Origin of the sequence: Acetivibrio sp. MSJd-27 (assembly GCF_018918095.1) — a bacterium.
Lineage (GTDB): Bacteria > Bacillota > Clostridia > UMGS1840 > HGM11507 > HGM11507.
This window is the reverse complement of record NZ_JAHLPV010000006.1, coordinates 58275-79896: the sequence shown is the minus strand read 5'-3', so window position 1 is coordinate 79896 and position 21622 is coordinate 58275. Positions and strand designations below refer to the sequence as shown.

At 42.0% G+C, this 21622-nt stretch carries 19 protein-coding genes; all 19 read right to left on the bottom strand.

Annotated features, from left to right (window positions below; genetic code table 11):
• Positions 1 to 29 precede the first annotated feature (29 nt).
• Positions 30 to 857, bottom strand: coding sequence for a metallophosphoesterase (locus KQI32_RS03805; RefSeq protein WP_216424038.1), 828 nt, complete (start codon positions 855 to 857; stop codon positions 30 to 32).
• Between the two features lie 91 nt (positions 858 to 948).
• A complete protein-coding gene (locus tag KQI32_RS03800; RefSeq protein ID WP_216424037.1) occupies positions 949 to 1218 on the bottom strand; it encodes a DUF1292 domain-containing protein in 270 nt (89 codons plus the stop codon).
• Between the two features lie 14 nt (positions 1219 to 1232).
• A complete protein-coding gene (gene ruvX / locus KQI32_RS03795) occupies positions 1233 to 1640 on the bottom strand; it encodes a Holliday junction resolvase RuvX (RefSeq protein WP_216424036.1) in 408 nt (135 codons plus the stop codon).
• A gap of 12 nt (positions 1641 to 1652) precedes the next feature.
• Positions 1653 to 4058 carry a leucine--tRNA ligase gene (gene leuS / locus KQI32_RS03790; RefSeq protein ID WP_216424035.1) on the bottom strand — a complete coding sequence of 802 codons (2406 nt, stop codon included), beginning with the start codon at positions 4056 to 4058 and terminating at the stop codon, positions 1653 to 1655.
• 37 nt (positions 4059 to 4095) lie between these two features.
• Positions 4096 to 4452: a ribosome silencing factor gene (gene rsfS / locus KQI32_RS03785; protein ID WP_216424034.1), complete on the bottom strand. Its 357-nt coding sequence runs from the start codon at positions 4450 to 4452 to the stop codon at positions 4096 to 4098.
• Complete coding sequence (locus tag KQI32_RS03780) at positions 4449 to 5612, bottom strand: nicotinate-nucleotide adenylyltransferase (RefSeq protein ID WP_216424033.1); 1164 nt, start codon at positions 5610 to 5612, stop codon at positions 4449 to 4451. Before KQI32_RS03780 ends, rsfS begins: the two co-directional genes overlap by 4 nt.
• A gap of 9 nt (positions 5613 to 5621) precedes the next feature.
• Positions 5622 to 5918, bottom strand: a complete 297-nt coding sequence (yhbY, locus tag KQI32_RS03775) for a ribosome assembly RNA-binding protein YhbY (RefSeq protein WP_216424032.1) — start codon at positions 5916 to 5918, stop codon at positions 5622 to 5624.
• A 667-nt stretch (positions 5919 to 6585) separates the two neighbouring features.
• On the bottom strand, positions 6586 to 8520 hold the full coding sequence (gene thrS, locus KQI32_RS03770) for a threonine--tRNA ligase (RefSeq protein WP_216424031.1): 1935 nt from the start codon (positions 8518 to 8520) through the stop codon (positions 6586 to 6588).
• 58 nt (positions 8521 to 8578) lie between these two features.
• Positions 8579 to 9496: a dihydroorotate dehydrogenase gene (locus KQI32_RS03765; protein ID WP_216424030.1), complete on the bottom strand. Its 918-nt coding sequence runs from the start codon at positions 9494 to 9496 to the stop codon at positions 8579 to 8581.
• Positions 9489 to 10265 carry a dihydroorotate dehydrogenase electron transfer subunit gene (locus KQI32_RS03760; RefSeq protein ID WP_216424029.1) on the bottom strand — a complete coding sequence of 259 codons (777 nt, stop codon included), beginning with the start codon at positions 10263 to 10265 and terminating at the stop codon, positions 9489 to 9491. Before KQI32_RS03760 ends, KQI32_RS03765 begins: the two co-directional genes overlap by 8 nt.
• 12 nt (positions 10266 to 10277) lie before the next feature.
• Entirely contained in the window at positions 10278 to 13460 is a 3183-nt protein-coding gene (gene carB, locus KQI32_RS03755) for a carbamoyl-phosphate synthase large subunit (protein ID WP_216424028.1), read from the bottom strand.
• Positions 13447 to 14559 carry a carbamoyl phosphate synthase small subunit gene (locus KQI32_RS03750; RefSeq protein ID WP_216424027.1) on the bottom strand — a complete coding sequence of 371 codons (1113 nt, stop codon included), beginning with the start codon at positions 14557 to 14559 and terminating at the stop codon, positions 13447 to 13449. Before KQI32_RS03750 ends, carB begins: the two co-directional genes overlap by 14 nt.
• A 104-nt stretch (positions 14560 to 14663) precedes the next feature.
• The gene (gene pyrF / locus KQI32_RS03745; protein WP_216424026.1) at positions 14664 to 15590 is read right to left on the bottom strand and encodes an orotidine-5'-phosphate decarboxylase; all 927 of its coding nucleotides are present in this window, start codon (positions 15588 to 15590) and stop codon (positions 14664 to 14666) included.
• Positions 15591 to 15602: 12 nt separating this feature from the next.
• The gene (locus KQI32_RS03740; RefSeq protein WP_216424025.1) at positions 15603 to 16883 is read right to left on the bottom strand and encodes a dihydroorotase; all 1281 of its coding nucleotides are present in this window, start codon (positions 16881 to 16883) and stop codon (positions 15603 to 15605) included.
• A 1-nt stretch (position 16884) separates the two neighbouring features.
• Positions 16885 to 17805: an aspartate carbamoyltransferase catalytic subunit gene (locus KQI32_RS03735; protein ID WP_216424024.1), complete on the bottom strand. Its 921-nt coding sequence runs from the start codon at positions 17803 to 17805 to the stop codon at positions 16885 to 16887.
• Between the two features lie 84 nt (positions 17806 to 17889).
• Positions 17890 to 19209, bottom strand: coding sequence for a uracil-xanthine permease family protein (locus tag KQI32_RS03730; protein ID WP_253291030.1), 1320 nt, complete (start codon positions 19207 to 19209; stop codon positions 17890 to 17892).
• A 13-nt stretch (positions 19210 to 19222) separates the two neighbouring features.
• On the bottom strand, positions 19223 to 19762 hold the full coding sequence (gene pyrR, locus KQI32_RS03725) for a bifunctional pyr operon transcriptional regulator/uracil phosphoribosyltransferase PyrR (RefSeq protein WP_216424062.1): 540 nt from the start codon (positions 19760 to 19762) through the stop codon (positions 19223 to 19225).
• Between the two features lie 463 nt (positions 19763 to 20225).
• A complete protein-coding gene (locus KQI32_RS03720) occupies positions 20226 to 21158 on the bottom strand; it encodes an RluA family pseudouridine synthase (RefSeq protein ID WP_216424023.1) in 933 nt (310 codons plus the stop codon).
• The gene (lspA, locus tag KQI32_RS03715) at positions 21139 to 21615 is read right to left on the bottom strand and encodes a signal peptidase II (RefSeq protein ID WP_216424022.1); all 477 of its coding nucleotides are present in this window, start codon (positions 21613 to 21615) and stop codon (positions 21139 to 21141) included. The genes KQI32_RS03720 and lspA overlap by 20 nt, the downstream gene beginning before the upstream one ends.
• Positions 21616 to 21622: the final 7 nt, after the last annotated feature.

Genomic DNA, 21622 nt, shown 5'->3' with positions numbered 1-21622 from the left:
TTAAAAATTATAAGAAAATAACAAAAGCCTCATTTTTTTGCTTCAAAGTGAATTTGAATAATTTCCGGACGATTGAAGATCCGAAATGGGAAAATGCTTTTTCCCAGTCCACGGGATACAATCATTTTTGTATCATTTTCCTCATACATATCGCGATAATATTTTGGAAAGAAACCCTGCTGAGGTGCACAGATTCCTCCAATCAAGGGAAGGATGATCTGTGCACCATGCGTGTGTCCGCATAAAATGAGATCTATTTTATAGTCTTTATACTGAATCTGCCGAAAGTGAGAAAAATAGTGAGGAAAATGCGATAAAAGGATCTTATATGCCCTTTCTCTCTCAAAACTCTCTGCAATTTGTTTTACTTCTTGTTTTGTAATCAGACGTTCCGCCATCCCTAAAAGCGGAATTGTATTTCCTTTGACAGAGATGCTTAAGGTCTGATTTATCAGCAGATGGACGCCGGTTTCGCGAATTTTGCGAATAACCTCTTCCCTATACGGATATTCACACTCGTGATTTCCCAAAATCATATAAACAGGTGCGATCTGATTTGCGTCGTATAAAAACCGAATACCGGTCTGATAATACTTAGAGCGCTTATAAATGACATCTCCTGTATAAAAAATAACGTCTGGCTTTAATTCTCTGACTTTTTCCAGCAATTTTTTATTCTGTCTGCCAAAAGATTTATTATGCAGATCAGAGAGATGAACAGCAGAAAAAGATGCATTTAATTTTTCAGAATGTATGGAATGCTCACTGACGCAAAGCCTATTGTTCTGATCATATAAAAACCAGATAAGAAGAGCTATGCATCCTATCAGCCCTAACAAAACTACAATAATTTTCATAAATAATCTCCATCGAAAGGAAGGGCCGTATTTTTTAATACAGCCCTTTTTTATAACCTTCTTACGAAATATTTTCTACCTCCGCATGCGGTCAGGATTCGATTGCTTCTTCTTCATCTCTGCGCAGAAGCTCATTGTAAGCTTTCATCTCTTCCTGTTCATCCTCGATAAAAGAAAAGACTTCTTCCCCATCCTTTTCGATTACCTTCAGCATGGAAACTTCCACTGTCTCATCTTCATCAACATCCAGTGATTCCGTGACTGCGGCATAGACATTGTCATTCAGCTCAAACACATCAATGATCTCAAATTCAATTGGATTGTTATCCTCATCATAAAGGACAATAATATTTTCATCCATAGAAAAATCCTCCTTTAAAGACTATCCAGATAGCCCTGTAATATAAATACCGCAGAAACGGTATCAACAATATTTTTTCTCTTTTTGCCTCTGACATTGTTTTCCGAAAGCACACGGTGCGCGCTGACTGTCGTCAGCCGTTCATCCCATAGGATAACCGGAAGATTGGTTTTGTTTTTCAGTTTTTCACTGAATTTTTTTGCCTTTTCACAGCGTTCCCCTATGGTACCATTCATATTTTTGGGATAGCCGACAATAAATTTTTCAATATCATATTCTTTAACAGCTTCCAATACTTTTTTGACAGCATCGTCAATTCCTGTATTCTGAACCGTGCCAATCCCCTGCGCAAGAAATTTCATTTCATCGGAAACAGCTACTCCTGTTCGCACATCGCCATAATCAATTCCAACAATTCTCATGATTTCTCCCAACTACTTTACAACAATATTAAACAGTTTGCCGGGGACATAAATCACTTTGACAATCGTTTTTCCATCGGTATAGGACTTCACGGCTTCTCTCGCCAAGGCGACAGCCTCAATCTCTTCCTTGGAAATATCCTTTGACACAACTATTTTATCGCGTACTTTACCGTTAATCTGAACGGCTACTTCGATTTCACTGTCAATGGTTTTTGCTTCGTCAAACACCGGCCACTTTGCTTCATTCAACATGCCGGAAAAACCGGATATCTGCCACATTTCTTCCGTGATATGCGGTGCAAATGGATTAACTAAAATCAGCAAATTCCGCAACTCTCCTTTTGTAATTTTTCCGGCTTTATTTATTTCATTCAACAGGGACATGATTGCAGCAATTGCTGTATTAAATTTCAGGTTTTCAATATCTTCCGTTACCTTCTTGATGGTCTTGTGGAATGATTTTTCCAAATTGGGCTGATATTCTTCCCCATCCTTCACACATTCCAAAAGCGCCCAAATTCGTTCCAGAAAACGGCTGCATCCCTTGATTCCCGCGGCACTCCAAGGAGCGGATTTTTCAAAGTCCCCGATAAACATCTCATAAAGACGCATCGTATCCGCACCGTAATCTCTTACAATATCATCCGGATTGACCACATTTCCCCTGGATTTAGACATTTTCTCGCCGTTCTCACCAAGTATCATCCCATGGGATGTACGCTTTGCGTAAGGTTCTTTTGTGGGGACAACGCCGATATCATACAAGAATTTATGCCAGAAACGGGAATAGAGCAAATGCAATGTCGTATGCTCCATACCGCCATTATACCAATCTACGGGAGTCCAATATTCCAATGCTTCTTTTGAGGCAAATTCCTCATCATTGTGTGGATCCGTATAACGCAGGAAATACCAGGAAGATCCAGCCCATTGCGGCATTGTGTCGGTTTCCCTTTTTGCGGGCTTTCCGCATTTCGGACAAGGAACATTGACCCAATCATCCATTTTGGCAAGCGGAGATTCTCCGGTTTCGGTCGGTTCATAGGAATCTACATCCGGCAATGTCAAAGGAAGTTCTTCCTCTTTCAGCGGTACTGCACCGCAATGCTCACAGTGGATAATCGGAATCGGCTCTCCCCAGTAACGCTGCCGTGAGAATACCCAATCACGCAGTTTATAGTTTATTTTCTTTTCTCCGATTTTGTGTTCTTCCAGCCATTTTATAATCGCTTCCTTTGCATCCTTGACTTCCAAACCATCTAAAAATCCGGAATTTACAAGTTTCCCTGTCGCCACATCTGTAAAAGCTTCTTCCTGCACGTTACCGCCTGCGACAACTTCTATAATCGGCAGATTAAATTTCTTCGCAAATTCCCAGTCGCGGGTATCGTGAGCCGGAACTGCCATAATTGCACCGGTACCGTAGGACATCAAAACATAATCTGATACATAGATCGGAATATGGGTTCCGGTTAAAGGATTGATTGCGGAAACGCCTTCGATACAAACACCGGTTTTATCTTTTGCCAGCTCCGTGCGTTCAAAATCAGATTTTTTCATTGCCTGATTCCGGTACTCGATCAATGCAGTATAGTTTGTTATCTGCTCTTTCCACTTTTCAATATACGGGTGCTCCGGCGAGATAACCATATATGTAGCCCCAAATAGTGTATCCGGCCGTGTGGTAAAGACGCGCAGTTTGTCTTTGGCAGTTGTTTCAAAATCCACTTCCGCTCCGATGGATTTTCCGATCCAGTTTTTCTGCTGTACCTTAACTCGTTCAATATAGTCAACATCGTCCAAATCCTGAATCAACCGCTCTGCATACTCGGTGATTTTCAGCATCCATTGGCTTTTTACTTTGCGTACAACCTCACTGCCGCAGCGTTCACAGACCCCATTCACAACTTCCTCATTGGCAAGCACTACCTTACAGGAGGTACACCAATTGACCGCCATTTCTTTTTTATAGGCCAAGCCTTTTTCAAATAATTTCAAAAAAATCCACTGAGTCCATTTGTAGTATTCCGGATCGGTTGTATTGATTTCTCTCGACCAGTCAAAAGAAAAACCGAGAGACTTTAACTGTCTTTTAAAGTTAGCAATATTATCCTCTGTCACTTTTTTTGGATGAATCTTATTTTTTATGGCATAGTTTTCTGTCGGAAGTCCAAAAGCATCCCAGCCCATTGGATACAATACGTTATAGCCTTCCAGTCTTCTCTTTCTTGCCACAATATCGAGTGCGGTATAGGATCTGGGATGCCCTACATGAAGTCCTTGTCCGGATGGATAAGGAAATTCAACCAAAGCATAAAATTTTGGTTTTGTATAATCGTCGGTCGCTTTAAACGTTTCTTTTTCGTCCCAGATATTCTGCCATTTCTTCTCTATTTCTGAAAAATTGTAGTTCATTTGTTTTTATACTCCTCTTTCGTGCTTTTCTTGACATCTACTCACTGATCCATTCGGATACGTCTACTTTTTTGGCATCTGTCCAAAGTCGTTCCAGACTGTAATACATTCTAGACTCTTTGTGAAAGATATGAACGATAACATCCGAATAATCCAGCAAAATCCAGGAAGCCGTTGCATATCCTTCAATATGGCCAACAGGGACCCCTCTTTCTTTCATCTGATATTCGACTTCGTCTGCAAGCGCTTTCAGCTGCGGTTCCGAGTTGCCTGTGCAAATTACAAAATAATCAGTAATTGCCGTTACATCGCCGATTTCGATAACGTCAATATCATATCCCTTCTTTGAATCAAGAATTTTTACAATCTCTTTTACTTTTTCCAACGAATTCATAGATGCACCCCTTTGTTTAATAAACTTTCTTTGATATGATAAGATTCCTTTAAAACGTTCAAACCGTTTTTCTTTAAATAATTGATATTATTTTCGATCGATAAGAGAAGAGCTTGATCCAAATTGATAAAAGCGAGAGTCCTCATCCTCTCAACCAATGCAAAAGTCCTGTTCTCCTCGATCAGATCAGCCAGATAGATGATTTTTTCCAGAAGCGTCATATCAACTCTGCCAATGGTATGATAGCGGATGGCGGATAAAATTTCTTTATCCTCTATTTCAAAAACCTCTTTGGCAATGACACTGCCGGCAATGCTGTGCAGCAGCTGGGGATTATCGAGTTCCCCGTCATAAATAGGAAAGCTGCTTCTCTTTGTAAGATTCCGAAGTTCATCCTCCGGCAAATTTTTTGCACAGTCATGCAATAGCCCAGCCAAATAGGCCTTTTCTTTATCAATTTGATAATGTACAGCCAATTTTTCTGCCATTTTTGCGACGCCAATCGTATGGCGGAACCGCTCGGGGCAAAGGAATTCCTTTAACTGCTTCATATACAGCATATATTCCGGCTGGTACAGGCGATGCTCCTTTATATATTGTTCCACCTGTGGAGGAACCAATCCTGTGATCGGCTTTCCAATCTCTATACGTTTGCGGATATCTGTTGCAGATATATCAACTTCATCCACCGAAAATACTTCGATAGAAGCATGAAAATCTTTTTTTAGCTTTTCTATCTCCGTCCAGTTGATCGGATAATGCGGACGCGCAAAAAAAATAACATCAGCAAGAAGAAAAATATCTTTCGGCCTCCGCCAGCCTGCAATTTCATCTATATTGTCCGCTCCGGCGATAAAATATAATTTGTCATCCGGATATTTTTTTTTCAAATATCCGAGGGTATTATAAGTATAACTATACTCCTGACCGTTTACCTCATATGTGTCAACAAAAAAGTCTTCTCTGTTTGCCGCTGCAAGTTCAAGCATAGCCAGTCTGTCTTCCGCGGAAACAGAAACGGTTTGCTTGTGCGGAGGATTGCCATTGGGAATCAAAATTAATTTGTCCAAATGATAATATTCTGTCACTTTTTCGGCTACAAACAGATGCCCGTTGTGTACCGGATTAAAGGTACCGCCTAAAATCCCGACCTTTTTCAAAGCTTTCACCTACTTCTTCGGCAATATGATCTGCTTGTTCTTTTTGGATTCGCGGTAGAGGACAATTTTTAGCCCAACCGCCGAAACCGGTTCTGCTTCAAGAGACTTCGCCAAATCACTGAGTGTTGTCCTAGGATCTAAAAAGGCATTTTTCAAAATCGTTATCTTGATTAATTCTCTAGCCTCTAAAGCGTTATCAAACTGCGTGAGCATATTTTCGGTTATGCCTTCCTTTCCAATCTGATAAAGCGCATCAATTCCGTTTGCTAATCCGCGCAGATAAACGCGCTGTTTGCTTGTTATCACTGTGTCACCTCATATTTCATTATATGTTCCAATAAGGATTTGCTTTGTCATTCCATGATTTCAGCGGGGTTAAAGCTTCCGCTGAAAAGTTATGCGGAACTCCCCTGCCCCCAAAAAGATAACGGACATTGTTAAAAATATCCTCTGCTTTCGAGGTTGAAACGCGTTTAAGGCAATTTGTGTAAAAACGTTTTCATCTTATTATAAACACATAACAGGGCTGTTGAAAGCCCTGTTATGTATAGCATTCCCATTTAAATATATTTTACAACACTTGACTGCACTTGTAAATACTTTTTTCTGTTATCCCTGTAAAAAAAGCGGAATCGAGAAAGCAATTGTACTAAACAGCATCAAAATCACAATAATCATTGCAACAATACGCCTTACTTTCATTTTCTTTTTCAATTTTAAATCATCTCCTATAAAAAGCTTTTAAAGGCGAGAAAGCGGAACTTAACGTCTACGGGGCAGGAGTACACTTCATTTTCTTATAATTTAATGTTTAAAAGGATGTGCAAGGAAAAATTTCCAAGCACATCCCCTTTTGTTATACACAGCAACGGAGAATATCGCCTAAGTATTGTGATTCAATGATTCTCCGAAGCTCTTGACCTTTTTAATGTCTTATAGTGCAAAGCGGGCTTTTTTCAGAATAAAAACCTTTTTAAATTCGCTTTTCTGCAATTTCCTGCAATAACTCTGCTTTGAAGGCTTCCAGACTGACGGTTCCCTTATCTCCTTCTTTTCTGGAGCGAACAGCAACTGTATCCATCTCCATTTCCTTATCGCCCACAACCAGCATATAAGGAATCTTTTCCAACTGCGCTTCACGAATTTTGTAGCCAACTTTTTCATTGCGCAGATCCGTTTCAACACGTACGCCATAGCTTCTCAGTATATCTCCGATTTGTTTTGCATAGCCATGGTGTGCTTCCGCAATTGGAAGCACTTTAACCTGAACCGGTGCAAGCCATGTCGGAAATGCACCTGCATATTTTTCAATCAGTAAAGCCAATGTTCTTTCATAGCAACCGATAGAAGTCCGATGTATGATATAAGGATTCTTTTTGATACCGTCCTTATCTACATATTCCATACCAAATTTTTCAGCCAGCATCTGGTCAATTTGAATGGTGATTAAGGTGTCCTCTTTGCCATGAACATTTTTGATCTGAATATCCAGCTTTGGACCATAGAAAGCTGCTTCTCCTATGCCTTCGACATAGGGAATTTCCAAGTGCTCCAAGATCTTTTTCATCACGCCCTGCGCCTCATCCCATTGCTCGGGTGTGCCGATATATTTCTCTCTGTCATCTGGATCCCATTTGGAAAAACGGTAGGAAACATCCTCATAGAGACCAAGTGTCTTCAGCATATAAATAGCAAGTTCCAGACAACCTTTAAATTCATCTTCCAGCTGTTCCGGCGTACACATCAAGTGCCCTTCGGAGATGGTAAACTGCCGTACACGGATAAGGCCGTGCATCTCTCCGGAAGCCTCGTTGCGAAACAGAGTGGAAGTCTCGTTGTAACGCAGAGGCAGATCGCGGTAGGAACGTCCGCGGTTTAGATAAGCCTGATACTGGAAAGGACAGGTCATAGGGCGCAGGGCAAATACTTCTTTATCCTCCGGATCTCCCATAATAAACATGCCATCCTGATAATGATCCCAGTGTCCGGACAGTTTATATAAATCACTCTTCGCCATGTAAGGAGTTTTGGTCAGCTGCCATCCGTGTGCGGCTTCCGTATCCTCCACAAAACGCTGCAATACCTGCAGGATCTTAGCTCCTTTCGGAAGCATAATCGGCAACCCTTGTCCAATTAAATCCGAAGTAGTAAAAAGCTCGAGCTCTCTTCCAAGTTTATTGTGATCTCTCTTTTTGGCTTCCTCAACCTGCTCCAGGTAAGCAGTTAGTTCACTGTTTTTTGGAAAAGCAGTACCGTAAATACGGCTGAGCATTTTATTTTTTTCACTGCCCCGCCAATAAGCACCATTGACGCTTGTCAGCTTAAATGCTTTCACGCTTCCTGTCCGCAGCAAATGAGGCCCAGCGCATAAATCTGTGAAATCCCCCTGCCGATAAAAAGAAATCACCGCATCTTTCGGCAGATCATTGATCAGTTCTTCTTTATAAAGCTCTCCGGCTTCCTTCACTCTTTTGAGTGCTTCTTCTCGAGGCAGTTCAAAACGTTCCACCGGGATATTCTCTTTGATGATTTTTTTCATTTCGGCTTCAATTTTACTCAAATCGTCGTTGTCAAATCCGCCGTCTCTGTCGAAGTCATAATAAAATCCTGTATCAATTGCCGGACCAATTGCCAGCTTTGCCTCAGGATAAAGCCTTTTGACTGCCTGAGCCAAAATATGAGAGGTTGTATGCCAATAAATATGTTTTCCTTCTTTATCCTGAAATGTAAGAATGGAAACCTCGCAGTCCTCCGATAATTCAGCGCTCAGCTCTGCAACCTGCCCATTCACCAATGCGCCCAACGCAACTCTCGCCAGACCTTCACTGATATCCTTGGCAAGTTCAAGAACGGTAAGCGGCTGATTGTATTCTTTTACTGAGCCGTCTTTCAAAGTAATCTTGAACATAAAAAACTTCCTTTCGTTTGGAACTTCCCTACAACAGAAATTCCGAATTTGGGAACATTCAGTTCCAAGCCTCAACCTTCCCTATTATATAATTTATATCCTCTATATCATATTTGTCAAGATATTTTTCAATTCCTTCCACTGTATCGCGCGCTGCGTATGGATTTACAAAGTTTGCTGTCCCCACAGAGACAAGACTGGCACCGGCCAGCATAAATTCCACCGCATCCTCACCGGTGGAGATACCGCCCATGCCGATCAGAGGGATTTCAACGGCGTTTTTCACCTGCCATACCATGCGGACAGCGATCGGCTTCACACAGGGGCCGGACAAACCGCCCACATTGTTTCTAAGAATCGGCCTTCTTTTGTGGATGTCAATGGACATTCCCAAAAGCGTGTTGATAAGGGATAAACCATCCGCACCGCCAGCTTCCGCTGCTTTTGCCATCTCTGCAATGTCGGTCACATTCGGAGATAGCTTTACGACCAATGGAATTTTGCAATGCTTTTTCACCTTATTTGTAATCTCATAGATGGTATCCGGATTTGTGCCGAAAGCAACACCTCCCTGCTTCACGTTCGGACAGGAGACATTCATCTCAATGATATGGCATCCGCTGTCTGAAATGATATCAGCCATCTCGCAATATTCCTCCATTGTATTTCCAGAAATATTGACAATGATATTGGTGTCAATTTTTTTCAGCTGAGGAAGAACATATTTTAAAAAAGATTCCACACCGGGATTTTGCAGGCCAACGCTGTTGAGCATGCCGGAAGGAGTCTCGGCAACACGAGGCGGAGGATTTCCTGTTCTGGGTTTTAAAGTAAGGCCTTTGACGCCGATTCCGCCCAGAGCTGAAATATCATAGTAATCATTATATTCCTTTCCGAATCCAAAGGTACCCGATGAGGTTACCACCGGATTTTTAAACTTCACACCGCAAAAATCAATCTCCATGTTTCTACTCATCCAGCATTACCTCCTTTGCATCAAATACAGGCCCTGCCTTGCAGACATGAAAGTAGGTATAGTCTTCCCCAACCACCGGACTTTTCACCTTTGTCGCACAGCAAAGACAGGCGCCGATACCGCATGCCATCCTTTCTTCCAGGGAAACCTCACAGAATATGTTGTGTTCCAAAGCAATTTTGCGCACCGCTTTGATCATTGGCATCGGACCGCAAACAAAAATGGCATCCACTGTTTTTTTCGATAATATTTCACACAGACTGTCTGTGACCAGCCCTTTTCTGCCATAGCTGCCATCATCTGTTGTGATGATAACATCCTTGCTTACTTTTTTAAAATCATCTTCCAGTGTAATCAGCGACTTATTCCGGAATCCAAGAATTGTGATCGGATTCACTTCCTTTGCAACCTGCAAAAGAGGATAAATACCGATTCCTCCACCGATAACCACTGGAGTTTGATAGGTTTTATTGGTGGTAAACCCGATTCCCAAGGGACCCAAAATATCCAGAAAATCCCCTTGCTCATTCTCTGCCAGTTCCCGGGTACCTTCTCCTTTTACTTCAAAAAGAAACCGTAGTTTATTCTCAAAAAGCTCACAGATGCTGATAGGGCGGCGGAGATAAACTCCGTCGCCGCATTTGATATGAATAAACTGACCGGCCTTGCTCTCCCGAAGCGCATTGTCCGCATCGATAATAAATTCAAAAATATTGGGAGCAACTTCTCTTTTTTGCAATATTTTTGTTTTGACCAGTTCCTTTTTCATACATTTCAACCTTTACTTTCTCAGAGTTGTAATATCAATCAGCGAAAGCTCTTTTTTCCGCTTTTTGTCTTCCAATGTTTTCGCAACCGCGCGCGCCGTATCCAAGGAAGTAAAACAGGGAATGGAATGTTCCACAGCTTTTCGACGGATTTTAAACCCGTCTCTTAAGGGTTGCCGTCCCTTGGTCGGCGTGTTAATGATTAAATCAAATTTATTCTCATTCATCATATCCATAACATTATTTTCGCCATCATCAATCTTTTTAACCACATTTGCTGCAATAAAATTATGGTTCAAAACGTTTGCTGTTTTTCCGGTTGCAAAAATATTATATCCCAAATCCTGATATAACTCCGCAATTTCTACAGCCTCCTGCTTATCACTGTTACGGACGGAAATAAACACATTTCCGTTTTCCTTCACATTGATCCCAGCTGCAACCACGCCCTTATAAAGCGCTTCGTCAAGTGTTTTGCCGATCCCGAGAACTTCCCCCGTAGACTTCATTTCCGGCCCGAGACTAGCATCCACACCGTGCAGCTTTTCAAAAGAGAAAACCGGTACTTTCACACAGACGTATTCACTTTCACGATACAATCCTGTGCCATATCCCAGTTCCTTCAGAGGAGTCCCCAGAATAACTTTGGTAGCCAAATCCACCATCGGAACGGTCGTAACCTTGCTGATATAGGGAATGGTTCTGGAAGAGCGGGGATTCACCTCAATGATATAAACCTCATCCTTATAGACAACAAACTGGATGTTGACAAGTCCTTTGACATGTAAAGCCATCGCCAGTTTTTCCGTGTAATCAATAATCGTGTTTTTAATACGGTCAGACAGAGACTGTGCCGGATAGACAGAAATACTATCGCCTGAATGAACGCCTGCCCGCTCCAGATGTTCCATGATACCTGGAATCAGAATATCTTTTCCGTCGCAGATGGCATCTACTTCAATTTCCTTGCCTTCCATATATTTGTCAACAAGGATGGGATGTTCCTGCGTGTGAATGTTGATGATATCCATAAATTCTATGATGTCATCATCACAGTAAGCAATTTCCATTCCCTGCCCGCCAAGCACATAAGAAGGGCGGACGAGAACCGGATATTCCAGTTCATGAGCAGCATTTAAAGCTTCTTCTGTCGTAAATACAGTATGCCCCTGCGGTCTTGGAATATTGCACTGTTCCAATATTTCATCAAATTTTTCACGGTCTTCCGCCGCATCAATATCTTCAAGCTGTGTACCGATGATCTTAACTCCCAACTCTGTCAATGCTTTGGTCAATTTGATTGCGGTTTGTCCGCCAAACTGAACAATGGCGCCGTCCGGCTGTTCCACGCGGATCAGATTTGCCATATCCTCTTTGGTCAGCGGCTCAAAGTACAGCTTGTCCGAAGTATCGAAATCGGTGGAAACCGTTTCCGGATTATTGTTTGCAATGATGGTTTCATAACCCTCTTCTTTAAGTGCCCAAACACAGTGGACCGAGCAGTAATCAAACTCAATTCCCTGTCCGATACGGATCGGTCCCGAACCCAGCACAAGAATTTTTTTCTTGTTCGTACGCAAGCTTTCATTGACCTCGTCATGGGTGGAATAATAGTATGGTGTCTGCGCCTCAAATTCGGCCGCACAGGTGTCCACAATTTTATAAACGCCTTGTTTTGATTCGAATTCCAATGGCTTGCCGGATAAACGCTCAATAACAGTGTCCAAAAATCCATATTTTTTTGCGGTATCATAAACTTCCAGTGTCAGATTTTTTTGAATCTGTTTTTCGATCTCAATGATATGTTCAAACTTTTTCAAGAAAAACAGATCGATCTGGGTTATCTTATGAATTTCTTCTATTGACGTAATTTCTCTGCGCAGACCTTCGCAAATTGCATAAATACGCTCGTCATCGCAGGTGTTAATTTTTTCTATAATTTCTTGATCGGAAAGGGATTTATGTGCTTTAATTTCCAGATGATCCGTTCCAATTTCCATTGAGCGGACAGCCTTTAAAATTGCCTCCTCAAAATTGTTGGAGATTGCCATAACCTCTCCGGTAGCCTTCATCTGAGTCCCAAGAGTTTTCTTGGCTTTTACAAATTTATCAAACGGAAAGCGCGGAAATTTAATCACACAATAGTCAATGGTAGGTTCAAAACACGCATATGTTTTCTTTGTAATGGCATTTACAATTTCATCCAATCCGTATCCGATTGCAATTTTTGTCGCCACCTTTGCAATTGGGTATCCAGTCGCTTTTGAAGCAAGTGCAGAGGAACGGCTGAGACGGGGATTTACCTCGATCACCGCATATTCAAAACTGTTTGGCTCCAAAGCAAACTGTACATTACACCCACCCTCAATTTTAAGAGACGAAATAATATCCAGCGCAGAGCTTCTAAGCATCTGATATTCCTTGTCTGCCAGAGTCTGGCAGGGCGCTACAACGATGCTGTCACCGGTGTGCACACCAACCGGATCAATGTTTTCCATACTGCAGATGGTAATGACATTTCCCTTGGAGTCCCGCATAACTTCAAATTCAATTTCTTTCCAGCCGGAAATACATTTCTCAATCAGCACCTCGTGTACACGGCTTAGACGCAAACCGTTCGTTCCGATCTCCGTGAGCTCCTCTTTGTTATAAGCAATACCGCCTCCAGTGCCACCCAGCGTATAAGCCGGACGGACAATGACAGGATAGCCAATCTCCTCAGCAAAATCCAGTGCATCCTGTAATTCATGTACTACCTTGGATGCGATGCAGGGCTGGTTGATGCTTTCCATCGTATCCTTAAACGCCTGACGATCCTCCGCCCGCTTAATCGAATCGACATTGGTACCCAGCAGCTTTACATTGTGTTCCTCAAAGAATCCTTCCTCCGCCAGTTCCATTGCCAGATTCAAGCCGGTCTGTCCGCCCAGTGTCGGCAGAACGCTGTCCGGTTTTTCTTTTAATACCACTTTTTTGACTGTCTCTGTATTTAAAGGCTCAATATAGACATGATCCGCAATGTTATCATCGGTCATGATTGTTGCTGGGTTGGAGTTTATCAAAACAACTTCCAATCCTTCCTCTTTCAGCGCTCGGCATGCCTGGGTTCCGGCATAATCAAATTCAGCGGCCTGCCCGATTACAATCGGACCAGATCCAATGACCAGTACTTTTTTAATATCCTTATTCTTCGGCATCTTTTTTGCTCCTCCCTTTCTTCTCCACCATCAGTGATACAAAATCATCAAACAGATAACCGGTATCCATTGCACCTGAAGAAGCCTCCGGGTGGAACTGAACCGTAAAGACTCCGTTATTATAACGAACGCCTTCTACCGTATCATCGTTGATGTTAATATGGCTCACCTCTCCTATTTCAGGAGAAATCGAGTCAGCCAACACAGCATATCCGTGATTCTGACTGGTAATATAGGTTCTGTCATGCTTCAGATCCTTGACAGGGTGGTTGGTTCCACGGTGTCCGTATTTCAGTTTTGCCGTATCGCCTCCCATTGCCAAAGCTGTCAGCTGATGGCCTAAGCAGATGCCGAACATGGGTATTCCGCTTTGAAACAGCTTTTTGATATTCTCAATGATATCCTTACAGTCCTTCGGATCCCCCGGCCCATTGGACAGCATGATACCATCAGGACACGTCTTGATGATCTCTTCTGCGGATGTACTTGCCGGATAGACAGTTACTTCGCATCCCCGGCGAACCAGTGAACGCAGTATATTTCTTTTGAAGCCAAAATCATACAGAGCCACACGGCATTTTGTGTTGTCACACACATGTGTTTCTTTTTCGCCCACTGTTACCTCATAAACCGGTTCTTTTATGGTATACTCGTCAATCTCTTTTAAGTAGGACGCAATTTCGCTTTCGGTTGGCTCTCCGACAATAATTGCTCCGTTCAGTGAGCCCTTTTCCCGAAGTATCTTTGTAAGCGCTCTTGTGTCAATTCCTTCGATTGCCACAATATTGTTTTCTTCTAAAAATTGATCCAGTGTTTTATCACATCGGAAATTGCTTGGATAGCTGCACATTTCTCTTACAACAAAGCCTTTAACAACAGAACCATGGGATTCATAGTCAAAGTGATTGATGCCATAGTTTCCGATTAAGGGATATGTCATTGTCAGAATCTGTCCTGCATAGGACGGATCGGTCAGGATTTCCTGATATCCTGTCATGGATGTATTAAATACAACTTCACCAATAGAATGATGCGGCTTTCCATGAATGATGCCTTTGAATACAGTGCCGTCTTTTAATAGTAAAATACCCTTTTGCATTCTATATACCTCCTAAATACCGCAAAATACGGCTCTTGTTTTTATCGGCCCGTAAGCGCGTTTATGTTTCTTATGCGGTTATTTTTTCAGAATGAAAAAATTTTTTATTTGATAAAGCTGACGATTTCATCCCGCATACGGATAGCTTCATCCCGTGCGGCGGCAGCGTAATCTTCTTCTTTATAATTACCTTTCTTATAAGCACACATAATGCCTCGAGAAGAATTTACAATCGCTCCGAGACCATCTTTATTAAAGGAATTTGCAACATCCTTTGCCTTGCCTCCCTGAGCACCGTATCCCGGCACCAGAAAGTAAGTATGCGGAATCAGTTCCCGCAATTTTTTTGCTTCTTCCGGATAAGTGGCACCGACAACAGCCCCCACATCGGTATAACCTGATTTTCCAACAGACTGCTTTCCCCACTCATCGACGAGAAGAGCCATTTTTTCAAATACGGTCTGGCCATTTTCCAATCTCATATCCTGCAGTTCTCCACTGGATGGATTTGAAGTTTTCACTAAAACAAAAATACTTTTCTGATATTCTTTGCAGTTCTGCAAAAAGGGAAGAATGCCGTCACTGCCCAGATATCCGTTTACTGTCAGGGAATCGGCCTCAAATGCCGGAGAAAAAATATCATTTTCATAGACTGCTGTCCTGCCAAGATAGGCTGTAGAATAAGCTTCGGATGTGGCTCCGATATCGTTCCTCTTCCCGTCCAGAATAACATACATCTCTTTGCTTTTTGCATATTGGATGGTTTTATAGAGGGTTTCTATTCCATAGTATCCATACATTTCATAGTAAGCACTCTGCGGTTTTACAGCCGGTACAATATCGCATAGTGCATCTATCAAACCTTTGTTATAAGAAAGGATGGCTTCCGCTGCCCCCTTCAAGGTTTTTCCGTAATTTTTAAAGCTTTCTTTTACGATATATTGGGGTACATAATCCAGTTTGGGATCCAAACCCGCAACCGATGGATTTCCCTTTGCCTTAATTTTTTCAATCAGCAGATCCATGGACATTTTCTCTTCCTCCTATGCAAACATTTCATTTTCTATCACAATTTTTCCATTTACAATAACATCTGTAACTTTAACATGGAAATTCCAGCCGCTGAAAGGTGAATTTTTACTCTTGGATACAAAACTATCCGGGTCACAAATCCAATCCTTTGAACAGTCAATTAGAATGATATCCGCCTTTTTTCCTTCGGCGAGCTTTCCGCCCTCAATCCCCAGCAAATTGGAGGGTTGATAACTCATCAGCTTCACCAAATCCTTTATATGAAATCCATTTTCCTCAACCAGAATCTGATACGCCAGAGCAAAGGCGGTCTCAAAGCCTACAATTCCATTCAGCGCTTTGTCAAATTCACAGTTTTTTTCATCTCTGTGATGAGGAGCATGATCGGTGCCTATCATATCTAAGGTGCCGTCCCTAAGTCCCTCTATTATGGCAAGTCGATCCTCCTCTTCTCGAAGAGGAGGATTCATCTTCGCATTGGTATTGAAGCCTTCGCAAGCTTTATCTGTCAAAGAAAAATAATGCGGGCAGCTGTCCGCCGTTACTTTGACTCCCTGCTTTTTGGCAGTTCTTATCATTTCCACTGCGTTTTTTGTGCTGACATGTGTAATATGAACCGGCGTCCCCGTTGTTTTTGCCAAAATGATATCCCGTGAAGTCATTGTCTCCTCCGCAGCTCGGGTAATGCCCTTGATTCCCAGACAGGTCGCGGTAAACCCTTCATTCATTGCACCGCCTTCCAGCAGTGTCAAATCCTCGGCATGAGAGATAACCGGTATTTTCAGCATATCCGCATAAATCATAGCTTTTTTCATCAATCCGGAATCCATCACCGGCTTTCCGTCGTCGGTAACCGCCACAATTCCTGCTTCCTTCATTCTTCCCATCTCAGAAAGCTCTTTTCCTTCCAAGCCCTTTGAGATGGTGCCAGCCTGATAGACATGAACAACAGATTCTTTTTCGGCCTTGTTCAGAATATACTCTACAACAGACTTATTGTCAACAACCGGCTTGGTGTTCGGCATCGCTACAATTCCTGTAAATCCGCCTTTTGCAGCGCTTCTGGAACCGGTTTTAATGTCTTCTTTGTATTCATACCCAGGATCGCGCAGATGGCAGTGAATGTCAATCAAACCAGGAAGAACCATTTTTCCAGAAGCGTCAATTACCTTATCTGCTTCTTCCTTTAATCCTTCACGCATTTTCACGATTTTTCCATCCACTATATATATATCACATTTTTCTTCTTTATCATAGTTGATTACTGCTGCATTTTTGATCAAAATTTTCATGCTATTTCTCCTTTCTGGTCAAAAGATATAGCACAGCCATGCGGACGGCTACACCATTTTGAACCTGTTCATCAATAAATGACCTTTCGTGGTCATAAAGGGAAGATGAAATTTCAACACCGCGGTTGACCGGCCCCGGATGCATAATAATGGCGTCCTCTTTTGCCAGCTTCAGTCTTTCATCGTTCACACCGAAAATTTCAGAATATTCGTCAATAGAAGGAAAAAGACCTGTCTTCTGCCGTTCCAGCTGAATGCGTAGCCCCATGACTACATCTGCATTTTTGAGAGCCTTTTCTACATCAGTATACGCTTTTACGCCCAATTTTTCAATCTCATAAGGCATCAATGTGGAAGGTCCCGCCACAACAACTTCAGCTCCGAATTTGTTGAGAAGATAGATATTGCTTCTCGCCACTCTGCTGTGAAGAATATCACCTACAATTGCGACTTTCAGCCCTTCCAGCTTTCCTTTTTTCTCTACCATGGTGAAAGCGTCCAGAAGTGCTTGTGTGGGATGCTCATTCATTCCATCTCCTGCATTGATGACAGAAGCATCAACATTCTGGGCCACTAAATGGGGAGCTCCCGCGGATGAATGACGTATGATAAGAACATCCGTTCCCATCATGTCAATGGTTCTGGCTGTGTCGATCAGGGATTCGCCTTTCTGAACAGAGGAGGAAGCTACTGCGACATTTGCCGCATTTGCACTCAGATATTTAGAAGCTAACTCAAAGGAAAGCCGTGTCCGTGTACTGTTCTCGTAAAAAAGTGTAATGACGCTCTTTCCCTGCAGATGCGGTCCTTTCTTATTGTTCTGCTGAAGCAATGTCTTCATGATTTTTGCATTTTTTAAAATCTCATTGATTTGGTCCACACTCAGGTTTTTAATCCCAAGGAGGTCTTTTTCAAAAGTCATAGGAATCACCTCAATGTTTCGAAATGTTTTTGGAAAAGGAGGAAGTCAACAAAAAGTTTTTTGTTGTTCTCCCCCCTTTCTGAATTAGTCTTTATTCTCTTCTGACATAAATACGTAGTCGTTGCCCGGGATTGCTGCATTCAGCACAATCCCAAGAATTGCGGCGATTGCCAGTCCTGTCAGTGTAATGGATACAGAGCCGATATGGAAGGTAAGTCCAGTATCGGCAAAACCAAGGGCTGTAACCAATATTACCGCGACAATAATCAGATTGCGGCTTTTTGTAAAATCCACTTTATTCTCCACAACGCTCCGCAAACCAATACCGGAAATCATTCCGTATAGGATAAGGGAAATACCGCCGATAATCGCATAAGGAATGGTGCTGATAATTGCAGCAACCTTTGGAGAGAAGGACAATACTACTGCTACACAGGCGGCAATCCGGATGACTTTTGGATCATATACCTTTGTCAGTGCCAAAACTCCTGTATTTTCTCCATATGTAGTATTTGCAGGTCCTCCGAAAAGAGAAGCAAGTGTTGTCGCAACGCCGTCCCCCAGCAAGGTACGATGAAGACCGGGGTCAGCCAGAAAATTACGGTTACAGGTGGCGCTAATTGCAGAAATATCACCGATATGTTCCATCATAGTAGCCAGAGAAATCGGGACAATTGCAATGATAGCGGTTATTGCCATCGAACTATTCTGAAAGGCATTAAAAGCAAATGCTTTGGAATCCAGAGGAAGACCAAACCAGGCAGCTTCCTTTACCGCAGTAAAATTAATCTCACCCATAAATATTGCAACAATATAGGATACCACAATCGCTATGATAATCGGGATGATTTTTACCATGCCTTTTCCCCAGATATTACAGACAATGATTGTTCCTAATGCAATAACAGCCAAAATCCAATTCTGCTGGCAATTAGTAATCGCACTGGGAGCTAAAGTTAAACCGATCGCAATGATAATCGGCGCGGTAACCACCGGCGGAAAGAACCGCATAATTTTGTTGACTCCAAACACTTTGAAAAGCGCTGACAAAATAAGATATACAAGACCCGCAGCAGCAACTCCCAAACACGCATATGGAAGCATTTCCTTATTCGGCACATTATCTGCAAGCATTGGTGCAATGGCCGCATATCCGCCAAGAAACGCGAAGGAAGAGCCCAAAAAAGCAGGCACTTTTCCTTTTGTAACCAGATGGAAGAACAATGTTCCTAAACCGGCCATCAGAAGTGTCGTAGAAACGCTTAGACCTGTCAGCAGCGGAACCAAAACAGTTGCGCCGAACATTGCAAACGCATGCTGCAATCCCAAAATAAGCATTTTAGGCAAACCAAGTTGCCTTGCATCATGGATCCCCTCAGATCCGATATTTGTTTTCATCCCCATTTTATTTCTCCTTTTATTTTTTTTGCTCAATTACAATATTCTCTTCTCCGTCAAATTCAGTAATGTGGACTTTGACCACTTCTCTTGTGGAAGTTGGAAGATTCTTTCCCACATAGTCTGCCATGATAGGAAGTTCCCTATGTCCCCTGTCTACCATGATAGCAAGCTGAATACATTTTGGCCTTCCCAGATCCATAATCGCTTCAATAGCAGCCCTCACTGTGCGACCGGTATAAAGCACATCATCCACCAGAACGATTTTTTTTCCTTCAATCTGAAAATCGATGTTGGTTCCGTTTAAAACAGGGTGTTCATTCAACAGACTCAAATCGTCACGGTAAAAAGTAATATCTAATATCCCGCGTTCTACTGGCTTCCCTTCAATCTCTTCTATTTTTTCCGCAATCCGCTTGGAAAGGCTCACGCCTCTTCTCTGAATTCCAATGAGCGCCAGATCTTCAATTCCTTTGTTTTTCTCAATGATCTCATAGGAAATTCTAGTCACTGCCCGCTCCATCGCCGCCGCGTCCAAAATAATTTTTTTTCCCATGATATCCCCCTTTCCGCTTGTCCTGTTTCAGACAAAATAAAAACCGTTTATCCAGACTGATAAACGGTGTATACACTCTTATAACCCTACAGCATGACTCAGTTATGCCAAGGACTTAAATATAATACCTTACCAGCCTCACAGGACTAATTTAAAGGAACTTTTTTCATATTTTCTTTATTATACAGGAAACTTTGCAATTTGTCTACAAAAAATTCAAATTTTTATATAAAAAATTTCCCCCCAATATTTGTTCAGTAAATTTCTGCGATTTCGCCATCCTCATAAGTAAACTCCTTTTCTTTTATGTTATCACATTCAGGAATGAATTTTCTGGAAGCATCATTTTTATAACCTCGCAGTGATGTTTTTACGATTATTTTTCAAGACTGGAAAGCAATTTCGAAGCAAACGAATTGTAGATGCTTCATTTAAAAACGTTTCCATTTCATTTTTCCGCAATCTATTATTTTGTGATATTTCTCAGTTTTTCTAAAACCTGTTGAAATAGTTCCGGCGGCTCTTTGGAAAATTCCATATACTCCCCTGTTTTCGGATGGATAAATCCAATTTGATAGGCGTGAAGCAGCTGCCCAATCAGATGAGGAAACCGTTTATTATTTTTGGGACCATATACCGGGTCTCCGAGAATTGGCTTGTTTAAAGAGGCCATATGCACTCGAATTTGATGCGTTCTGCCGGTTTCCAATTTACATTCAATCAGAGTGTACCCTTCAAAGCGCTCCATTACTCTGTAATGAGTTATGGCCTCTTTTGAATTTTGATAGACAATCGCCATCTTTTTTCGATTTTTCGGATCACGCCCAATCGGTGCATTTACCGTTCCCTCTTCCTCTTTTACAACCCCAATGGTAACAGCCATATACCTTCGGTTTACACTGTGGTCCTTAATCTGCTGTGCCAAAGACAAATGCGTTTCATTGTCCTTCGCGATTAGTAAAAGCCCACTGGTATCCTTATCGATACGATGAACAATACCCGGCCTGATAATCCCATTGATCTGGGAAAGCGACTCCCTGCAATGCCCCATCAAGGCATTGACCAGTGTGCCTTCAAAATTGCCGTAAGCCGGATGCACTACCATGCCCTGTGGCTTATTGACAACCAGCAGGCTGTCATCCTCATAGACAATGTCAAGCGGAATCTCCTCTGCCTTTGCGGCAAGCACCTTGGGAACAGGCAAGTGTACCGTAATTTCATCTGACTCCCGCAGTTTATAGTTTGATTTTACCGCTTTTCCGTTTACAAAAACTTCCTCCTCCTCGATCAATTTCTGAATATGGCTCCGGGTGAGATCGGTAATCTGCTCTGCCAGATATTTGTCTATTCTGCATTTCTCATTTTGCTTTGACACCTTTTCAAGCGTTAAGATTTCCATCTTCTGTTTCTCCGTTCTTTCCGTCAAAAAATAGTATATATATACAGAGTAAAATGCATCCGCAGACAACACAGATATCCGCTATATTAAACACGGGAAAATGAATCAGCCGCACATCAATGAAATCAATAACATAGGAAAGACTGATACGATCAATCAGATTGCCGATTCCGCCCCCCAGAATCAAGGCCAGCGATACAAGCAGCATTTTATTTTTGGGTTCTTTCCAGGCAATATAAACAATAATCGCAATCATTGCCAGTATCGTAACAGTAATAAAAATCCAGCGGTGATTTTGCAGTATGCCAAAAGCAGCTCCTCTATTTTCAACGTATGTAAAATACAAAACGTCCTTAATAACAGGAATTTCTTCCAAACGAAACATATGGTAAGCAAGCATTTTGGAAAAGAAATCACTAATTACGCAAACTGTAAGAATGATAAATACAAAAAGCATATTGATA

Excerpts from the sequence above, each read along its gene's own strand:
- KQI32_RS03805 (WP_216424038.1), bottom strand. The coding sequence starts at position 857 with ATGAAAATTATTGTAGTTTTGTTAGGGCTGATAGGATGCATAGCTCTT.
- KQI32_RS03800 (WP_216424037.1), bottom strand. The coding sequence starts at position 1,218 with ATGGATGAAAATATTATTGTCCTTTATGATGAGGATAACAATCCAATT.
- ruvX (WP_216424036.1), bottom strand. The coding sequence starts at position 1,640 with ATGAGAATTGTTGGAATTGATTATGGCGATGTGCGAACAGGAGTAGCT.
- leuS (WP_216424035.1), bottom strand. The coding sequence starts at position 4,058 with ATGAACTACAATTTTTCAGAAATAGAGAAGAAATGGCAGAATATCTGG.
- rsfS (WP_216424034.1), bottom strand. The coding sequence starts at position 4,452 with ATGAATTCGTTGGAAAAAGTAAAAGAGATTGTAAAAATTCTTGATTCA.
- thrS (WP_216424031.1), bottom strand. The coding sequence starts at position 8,520 with ATGTTCAAGATTACTTTGAAAGACGGCTCAGTAAAAGAATACAATCAG.
- KQI32_RS03765 (WP_216424030.1), bottom strand. The coding sequence starts at position 9,496 with ATGAGTAGAAACATGGAGATTGATTTTTGCGGTGTGAAGTTTAAAAAT.
- KQI32_RS03760 (WP_216424029.1), bottom strand. The coding sequence starts at position 10,265 with ATGAAAAAGGAACTGGTCAAAACAAAAATATTGCAAAAAAGAGAAGTT.
- carB (WP_216424028.1), bottom strand. The coding sequence starts at position 13,460 with ATGCCGAAGAATAAGGATATTAAAAAAGTACTGGTCATTGGATCTGGT.
- KQI32_RS03750 (WP_216424027.1), bottom strand. The coding sequence starts at position 14,559 with ATGCAAAAGGGTATTTTACTATTAAAAGACGGCACTGTATTCAAAGGC.
- pyrF (WP_216424026.1), bottom strand. The coding sequence starts at position 15,590 with ATGTCCATGGATCTGCTGATTGAAAAAATTAAGGCAAAGGGAAATCCA.
- KQI32_RS03740 (WP_216424025.1), bottom strand. The coding sequence starts at position 16,883 with ATGAAAATTTTGATCAAAAATGCAGCAGTAATCAACTATGATAAAGAA.
- KQI32_RS03735 (WP_216424024.1), bottom strand. The coding sequence starts at position 17,805 with ATGACTTTTGAAAAAGACCTCCTTGGGATTAAAAACCTGAGTGTGGAC.
- KQI32_RS03730 (WP_253291030.1), bottom strand. The coding sequence starts at position 19,209 with ATGGGGATGAAAACAAATATCGGATCTGAGGGGATCCATGATGCAAGG.
- KQI32_RS03720 (WP_216424023.1), bottom strand. The coding sequence starts at position 21,158 with ATGGAAATCTTAACGCTTGAAAAGGTGTCAAAGCAAAATGAGAAATGC.
- lspA (WP_216424022.1), bottom strand. The coding sequence starts at position 21,615 with ATGCTTTTTGTATTTATCATTCTTACAGTTTGCGTAATTAGTGATTTC.